Annotated in this window: 2 protein-coding genes; both read left to right on the forward strand. The window is 69.9% G+C overall.

The window, feature by feature from the left end:
- Window positions 1-149 precede the first annotated feature (149 nt).
- Window positions 150-707 (forward strand): ATP-binding protein, encoded by a 558-nt coding sequence (locus ACYVD1_RS34700; protein WP_460778714.1) that lies wholly within the window; start codon window positions 150-152, stop codon window positions 705-707.
- 103 nt (window positions 708-810) lie between these two features.
- Window positions 811-1,251, forward strand: coding sequence for a hypothetical protein (locus ACYVD1_RS34705; RefSeq protein ID WP_460778715.1), 441 nt, complete (start codon window positions 811-813; stop codon window positions 1,249-1,251).
- Window positions 1,252-1,280 lie beyond the last annotated feature (29 nt).

Genomic DNA, 1,280 nt, shown 5'->3' on the forward strand with positions numbered 1-1,280 from the left:
AGTGACCGGTGGATCACTGAGGGTTCATCTTGGTCAGGCTATGCCTTGCCCGTTCCGCGCATCACGGCAACCGTGAGACTCCTCCAACGGGCACCTTCAGCAGCACCCCTCGACTCATGCGTCCAGCCATGCCAAGGAGTGTGTTCGTCATGCCCGAAACCGCCCCCGCGCCCGCCGCCGTCCCGGTGCAGGGCCAGGCCACGGTTCCGCTGGCCAGCTTCATCCGGCCCTTCCAGCGCCACTACTTCTCCGGCCACCCCGAACGCCCCCACTACCGGGTGCGCAGCTACGACTTCGCCGGAGTCCCCGCCCTGATGCCCCTGGTCCGCGCCTTCCTGGACACCTGCGCCGCCACCGAAACCACCGACTACCGCTACCTGTTCACCCTCCTCGGCACGGAGCTGGCCAACAACGCCATCCGACACAGCCTCTCCGGCCACCCCGGCGGCGCCTACACCCTGCGCGTGCACCGCACCAAGGAAGGACTCCGGCTGATCTGCCGCGACCGCGGCGGACTGCGCACCCGCAACGCCCACCTGACACCCACCCCCAACAGCCAGGACCTGGGCTCCGAATCCGGGCGCGGGCTGGCCATTGTCGACGCCTTCGCCAGCACCTGGGGCGACAACGGCAACGCCGAGTACCGCACCGTGTGGCTCTACCTGGCCTACGACCTCGCCGACAGCGGCTGGAGTAGCCAGAACTAACCGGCCGCAGACACAAGGCGGGCCCAGGAGAGCGCGCCAACGCTCTTCCGGGCCCTGAACCCCCGAAACCCAACACGGTCATATGTAAGGAAACGAGGATCTGATGCAGAACCCTATCCCCTCGCCCCGCCCTTCCAGCGACCCGCTCTACCGGCCCCTGCCCCGTCGGCGCCCTCTGGAAGGCCCTGCTTGCCCACCCGTCGCCCGCCACCACCCTCAACGGACGCCTTCGGCGCAGTCTCTGCCCCCGTGCACGCACCCCTCCTGTCGGGAGCGCCGCGCCGAACGCCTGCCCCGGTTGGGCGGTCACCGCTCCGAGTACGCCGACGAGCACACCCAGGCCGCCCGCATCCAGGCCCGCCACCCGAACCTGAGCATCTGGTGGGGTGAGGCCACCCAGTCCTTCTGGATCGCCACCCCCGCCGGGCTGGAAGAGGCCCCCGACATCGATGCCCTCTTGCTGCTGCTGTGGCCGCACACCGACCCACCCGCCGCCCGCCCTTGGGCACAGACCCCCGTCACCCGGGCCCCGGCCATGGCCTGACTTTCACTGCCCGCGGTACGCCATGGGCC

Source organism: Nocardiopsis nanhaiensis (assembly GCF_054778635.1).

Excerpts from the sequence above, each read along its gene's own strand:
- ACYVD1_RS34700 (WP_460778714.1), top strand. The coding sequence starts at position 150 with ATGCCCGAAACCGCCCCCGCGCCCGCCGCCGTCCCGGTGCAGGGCCAG.
- ACYVD1_RS34705 (WP_460778715.1), top strand. The coding sequence starts at position 811 with ATGCAGAACCCTATCCCCTCGCCCCGCCCTTCCAGCGACCCGCTCTAC.